This is a genomic window from Escherichia sp. MOD1-EC7003 (assembly GCF_002965065.1).
Lineage (GTDB): Bacteria > Pseudomonadota > Gammaproteobacteria > Enterobacterales > Enterobacteriaceae > Escherichia.
The window spans coordinates 94854-101311 of sequence record NZ_PTRE01000059.1 but is presented as its reverse complement, the minus strand read 5'-3'; the positions used below and the strand labels follow the sequence as shown (position 1 = coordinate 101311).

Annotated in this window: 5 protein-coding genes and 1 pseudogene; 2 read left to right on the top strand and 4 right to left on the bottom strand. The window is 43.3% G+C overall.

Annotated elements, in window-relative coordinates; genetic code table 11:
• Window positions 1-11: 11 nt before the first annotated feature.
• From A7090_RS11610 to A7090_RS11600, 3 genes are read right to left on the bottom strand one after another with little or no spacing between them, the layout of a single operon-like run.
• Window positions 12-410: a hypothetical protein gene (locus A7090_RS11610; protein WP_105274129.1), complete on the bottom strand. Its 399-nt coding sequence runs from the start codon at window positions 408-410 to the stop codon at window positions 12-14.
• Complete coding sequence (locus A7090_RS11605) at window positions 407-1750, bottom strand: McrC family protein (RefSeq protein ID WP_105274128.1); 1344 nt, start codon at window positions 1748-1750, stop codon at window positions 407-409. The genes A7090_RS11610 and A7090_RS11605 overlap by 4 nt, the downstream gene beginning before the upstream one ends.
• Window positions 1743-3818: an McrB family protein gene (locus tag A7090_RS11600; protein WP_105274127.1), complete on the bottom strand. Its 2076-nt coding sequence runs from the start codon at window positions 3816-3818 to the stop codon at window positions 1743-1745. The genes A7090_RS11605 and A7090_RS11600 overlap by 8 nt, the downstream gene beginning before the upstream one ends.
• A 275-nt stretch (window positions 3819-4093) precedes the next feature.
• Here A7090_RS11600 and A7090_RS11595 point away from each other — a divergent pair.
• Window positions 4094-4314: pseudogene (locus A7090_RS11595) on the top strand (transposase); the annotation flags it as partial.
• Between the two features lie 94 nt (window positions 4315-4408).
• Here A7090_RS11595 and A7090_RS11590 read toward each other — a convergent pair.
• A complete protein-coding gene (locus tag A7090_RS11590; protein WP_105274126.1) occupies window positions 4409-5047 on the bottom strand; it encodes an RpiB/LacA/LacB family sugar-phosphate isomerase in 639 nt (212 codons plus the stop codon).
• Window positions 5048-5278: 231 nt separating this feature from the next.
• On the opposite strand from A7090_RS11590, the gene A7090_RS11585 reads away from it, so the two are divergent.
• Window positions 5279-6451 carry an oligogalacturonate lyase family protein gene (locus tag A7090_RS11585; RefSeq protein ID WP_105274125.1) on the top strand — a complete coding sequence of 391 codons (1173 nt, stop codon included), beginning with the start codon at window positions 5279-5281 and terminating at the stop codon, window positions 6449-6451.
• Window positions 6452-6458 lie beyond the last annotated feature (7 nt).

The following is a 6458-nucleotide window of genomic DNA, read 5'->3' as shown; positions in this document are numbered from 1 at the left end:
AGTCATCCTGTTTACCTCTTTCTCAGGGAGTTTAGTCTCCAGGATTCCCGGGGCGGTTCAATCTGCGCGTGCTTCTGTGCCAGTTTGCGTATCTGCTGTTCACTGGTCGTAATACCAGCAGGGAGCTTTTTCAGTACTTGTGCAAGGGGCATGCGCCCACCAGCTTGATGCAACAATGATACCAAATGTGCCGCGATATCAGGTATAACCTGGTACGTTGCCGTTGTGGGCCCTTTTAGATGATTACTTTGAGGCAATGAGGCAAGCCATAGCGAAACTTGAGACTGGCTAAAGCCAAGTGTTTGCCAGAGGGTTTGGTTCTCATTAAATACAACGGCGGCGCTTCTGGGAGTTGCTGTTTGCTGAGTAATTAGTTGTTCCAGGCTTTGTCGCTGGTATTCATGGGTCATCTCATGCCTCCACTATAGGATACTGAAGCAGCCATCCAATCCAGTTTGGGGCTCATTGTACAGGACACGTCATTCGGCCACATCATCCTCTCACCGCGTTTTGCCATTATCCGGTATGGCACAACCCATAATTTTAAAGTCTCTGAAAAAGCAAAATGCTGCGGTATCGGTTGGCTAAAGTCATCATGCGCAGGGTAAATCAGATACATTTCGCCACTCCCATCAAGATATTTTTGTCCGTAAGCAAACATTTGATAGAAGTCAGCTTGTGCCAGTCCATAGAGTGATTTTGTCTGCTGGCTGCTGTTCACCAGCTTCCATTTTGTATCCATCACCATTTTGGTTTGAACTGGTTTGTGTGATTGAATCAGCAAGTCGGGGCGAAGCTTAAAGCAATCTTTAAGTCCATGCTTTACCAAAGAATAAGTTGCTGCTTGAGGTAAAACTTTGAGGTGAGAAGGTAATTCGTAGGGTAGGGTCTGTGCCACAAAGGATTCAAATACCGCTTCCATAGGGAACAAAAGTGATATCGCTTTGGTGTTTCCCTGCAAAGCACTCGGGCTCATTCCCCTCAGGATCAATTGCGCCCATGCCATTGGCTCGTTGTAATGAGCCATACCACGCTCGAGGCGTAAGTTGTTTATATCACGTTCAATATCCCGGCTAAGTGGAATACCGTCAAACGCAAAGCGCAGTTCGTAAAGCCAGCGTTGATTCTCTGATGACAGCTTTAGACTAAGAAGCTTATCTAGCGCGGAGTGTAAGAGCCGATTGGCTGCACAATCAGGCATGTAGTCATCATAATCGACACAAAACTTATGGCGATTCACCGCGTTATGTCGCAGCTGTGCAGAAAGCATCAGCTTGCCCTTCATAAAAGCCAGATTACCTTGCTCGCTCACATAGTCGGAGCGTAAACCTTGTTTAAGCAATTGGCTGACGCTTTGCAAAAATTGGCTGATAAAAATCTCGAGCAAAGGCATGCGTTGTGCCTGAAGGGTGGCCTGCTGGGTTTGAATGTGTCGAAACCCAGGCAGGTGACTTAGCATCGTAATGAATGTTTCTCGCGCACTCGCAGCCGTGAGGTTTTTACCAATCTTGGGCAGTATCTCAAGCTGCAAACCGTGAGGTGTAGAAAGCATCCCCGCGTAGTTTTGCACCTGCAGCAATTTGAAACCTGAACGAGAGGTGAGTTTGAGAAACTGGCTTCCTTGCTCACTTGTTAGGCTAAGTGTTTCTAAATAATCAAAGACCTGTTGAGGCACCAACTTTGCGCCAACTGAAGCCGCTTTTTCACTTCCCAGCAGGTCATATTCAAAAACTGAGATAACTTCACCCATGGTTTACGGCCTGCTCACCAGAAATGGTCTGCTGTGGCTGATAAATTGAACGATAAGCCTGTGGCATATTCCAGACCTCTTGATCAAATGCTTCGAGCTCGTAAGCTGTCGATTGCTGATCATGGCGTTGTAAACCATGGTTGTTACCAAAAAGCGTGTTGAGATCGTCGGTTTTCTTAATCACGAATTGCAGGCTGTCGTCTTGTTTCTGGTTGTCTGCCAGCACTAGCCTGATCTTGTTCCAGTCATCGAAAAAGTATTCCTGCAACAGGGGAATGATCTTTTTCTGGAATGCGATCTTCAATTGTTTAAACGCAGCTTCTTCATCACCGGCATCAATTGCATTTTTTACTGGCATAAAGAATGCATGCCCCAGCGTATGTTCACGATCGTAAAGCGCTTCGATGCGGCTATTGAGTTTTTCTAACAACGACTCAAGCTCTATGCCTTTCACCTTAGCTCCACTCAGTAAAGAAAGATCTGGCATCATTTCGACAAAGTCAAAGCGACGGCGCAAAGCCGTGTCCATCAGAGCTAAAGAACGGTCTGCTGTATTCATGGCTCCGATGATGTCGACATTGGCAGGTACGCTAAAGTGATCACCGCTATAAGACAGTTGCAAGCTCATTGCATTGGACATACCCGCACGCTTGTCGACTTCAATGAGTGAGATTAGTTCACCAAAGATCTTGGATATGTTTCCGCGATTGATCTCATCAATGAAAATGGCGTAGCGATGTGCTGGATCGGCATTAGCACGTTGGCAAAGGCGCATAAAAATACCCGGCTCAATGGGATAAGAGATATTGCCACTCTCATCAGAGCGAGCGCGGATACCTTCAATAAATTCTTCATAGCCGTAAGATTGGTGAAACGTAACCACCGCAAAACGCTGGATGGCTTCGGCAGATTTTGGGCCTTGTTTTAATTCTGCGTAAAGAGCAAGTAGCTCATCCACTTGCTCTAACTGGGATTCGACCAAAAACCATTCACTATCAGCAGTTTTGTCGAAGATCGCAGGTTCACGACGACCTTTGTACGCAACAGTAGTTGATCCTGGAATGGTGAAGGATTGTAACGTCGCCCAGGCAGTTTGAGAAAAGTTGCTACTACGGCCATTTAGCAGCGCTTTGCGTTGGAACCACTCGTGTTCCGTCATTTGGCGAACTTTGGCTCGTTTTCCAAGATCGAGCAGCACCAGCGTTATAACCTGCATCCAGTTCAACGATTCAAGGCGAGAATCCAGCCAGGCATCACGATCAGCAGGAACTGCATGAGAAGTGTACTCTTTCATTTTTTGCTGCAACGTGAAGGTCTTGCCAGTGCCTAGGGGGCCAAAGAAGATCACGTTAGTTGGTGAATGTGGAATGGTCTTGTTCTCGACGGGCTTACTGCTGGTTACGGATGTAGTGCCAGCTATTTTCTCCTGCTTTTGTTCATTATCGCGTTCACGGAGCAATTCATAGAGATGCCAGATGGCCATATTCACGTAATAAGGATCTGTGTTAGGAGATTGGGCGTGTATGGCTTGTTTCAATTCATAGTTTTTCTGTAACCAATTTCCGGTCAGTACCAAACCGAGATGGAAGTGTTGATTTAGGAATTCTGCTGCTTTATTAAAAGCATTCTCATCCACAGTACTGGTGTAGTTTTCTGGCGAGAACGCGGCAAAAACACGATTTCTTAAACTCCAATATATGCGCTTAAGCTGTCCGGACTCTTTGGCCTGCTGCAGCGCACTGCTTACGTATTGGTAGGTAGCTTCATTCGGTTGCAGACGAATACGTTCGGTGAGTTCTCTAAGCAATGGGAGGCTTTGCTGATATTCTGCTAATGATGGAACACCCTGACGAATACTGGCGATACCATTATCACGTTCATACCAGAGCCTCTTAACTAAATCATCCGTTTCAGGCTCAGAAAAAGTTGAGGTTTGTTGTAGCAAGGTCGTAAATTCACGGTATCGCTGAGCCCACTTGGAAGCTGAGTAATTTTTATCTTTCGCCAGGGCATCAATTAATTCACTAATCGTCAGCTTGCCTGCTTCGACGCTATCTACAAGAACCATCGTGATATTTCCTCTACTATTACATTACTTACCAGGCTGCTAGTCTGGTGTTTTATAATCTATATTACCAGGTATACTATTGTAGCCAAGCACAATAAGTAAGATTTTGAATGTACAGTACATATTTTTCATAAAATGATTTTGTGCTCTCGAATGGATTTTTGGCACATTCATCTTCAGTCGCGCTGCTTGTATTTCTTTCATGCAGAAGTGATTTTGCTATCAGCGGAGCATGGGGACTACGGCTTTGTTGAATAACTCGAACTATTACTGAGTTGAAGGATCAGATCACGCACTCCCTGACAACGCAGGCAGTCCCGTGGCAAAGCAGAAGTTCAGAATCACCAACTGGCGCACCGATAACAATGCTCTAATCAACCGTGGTTCCATGGCTTTCTGGCTGGATGACGGAGCGATTAAGTCGTGGTATGACACATTCTCGCTTTCAGCACGTGGAAGACCTCAGCGCTATTCTGACCTTGCCATCACAGCGGTAAGTTTATACTCAGATTATATAATGTCGATATTTTAGACAAATTGTGGAGATAAAAGAGAAGCCATATTTATTATGTATGACTTCTCATTATGACTCATCTACCTAATAAATTTTTTACGTAATTAACCAATTCTTTATCTTTACTATTGTTAAAGAAGCACTCCTGGAATTTTTCTCCGCCAAGTGCTTGTTTGAGCAACGCCGGATCGATGGCCTGAAGAGCATCCATGAGTGGCTTACTAACTGCTTCTTTCATATTACTAAGGATAATGGCATTCGCATTTTGTGATTCGCGACGTTCTGCTGGATAGCCTAATCCTTTTTCGCCATCAAATGCTTTTTCAAAAATATAGCGCATGTTTAATTCTGCTCCCCAGCCAAAACCTTTTGCAAATGGCAAGGCCAGTGCATTCCCATTATTTACCTGTGCAAATAAGTAGGCATCTGTTGGTTCGATGCAATAACCACAAGTAACTCCCGGGAATGTGTTCAGTGCCATCAAGGCTCCCTGTCCTGTACCACAGCCGGTAATAACGAAATCAACAGATTTGCTGTTTAACAAGATCGCCGCAATAATGCCGAGATGAACGTAAGTTAGACGATGATCATTATCATCGCACATTCCTACGTTGAAAATAGTATGGCCTTGATGTGCGGTTGCTGTAACTAACTCATTAAAAATTATTGCGTTTTTAGATGCCTGGCTAAATTCATTCATCAATGCGATTTTCATACAAACTCCTCTTTAAAATCAGACTGTTAAGCTTCATGGCATAACAACATGAACAATATAATAATACATTGCAAATGGGATGTGCAACACTGTATTCAAAAAATCAAAACGCCATTTCATTTTTCTTGTTGTGTGCTCTCGATCACGGTTTGTTGTACTGTTGAACGCTATTATTGCTGCTAATAAAACGAGCTTATGAAGTATTTTTATTCTTATAAAGGATAAGATTATATGGCTAAGGGTGATATTAAAAAACTGAAGTTTGAATCTTTCTACGATAGTGACTCGAATAACGAAGTTATTCGATTAACGCCAACAGATATTCTTTGCCATCGTAATTATTTTTATCAAAAGTGTTTTACAAATGATGGTAAAAAATTGATTTTCGCTGCTGAGTTTGATTGTAACCGGAATTATTACCTTATGGATTTGGAAACTCAGACAGCGAAACAACTCACTGAAGGCGCAGGAGATAATACCTTTGGTGGCTTTCTGTCCCCTGATGATAATTATCTTTTTTATGTGAAGAATGAAAAAAATTTGCAGCGTGTTGATTTGACCACGCTAGAAGAAGCCACCATATACACTGTACCGGATAATTGGGTGGGGTATGGCACATGGGTTGCTAATACTGATTGTACAGAAATTGTCGGAATCGAAATCAGTAAAACTGACTGGACCCCACTAAGCGACTGGAAAATATTTCTGGAATTTTATCATAAGAATCCACGATGCCGTTTAATTACGATTGATCTGGCAACTGGAAACGCTAAGGTGATATTGGATCATAATACCTGGTTAGGGCATCCAATTTTTCGTCCGAATAATAACGATACTATCGCCTTTTGCCACGAAGGGCCCCATGACCTGGTGGATGCCAGAATGTGGTTGATTAACCGTGATGGGACAAATGAGCGTAAAGTGCATGAGCACCAACCTGGTGAAAGTTGCACACACGAGTTCTGGATCCCTGATGGATCTGCACTGGCTTATGTTTCCTATATGAAAGGACAGCAACAGCGTTATATTCGCAAATATAACCCTGATACTGATGAAGATTCATTAGTGATGGAAATGCCGGCATGTTCCCATTTAATGAGTAACCATAATGGTATTCTCTATGTTGGTGATGGTGCTGGTAGTCCGGTTGATGTGAAAGATACCTGTAGTTATAAAATTGAAAATGACCCCTGGATTTATATTCTTAACAGTAAAAATAAAAAAATATATAAATTGGTGAAACATAATAGTTCCTGGAGGGTACAGAATGGCGACAGGCAGGTAACGCATCCGCATCCATCATTTTCTCCAGATAATAAGTATGTTTTATATTCTTGCGATGCCGAAGGTGAACCAGCGCTGTATATGGCTAAAATCCCTGAGGAAATCTTAAATCAGCAATAATGGGCAA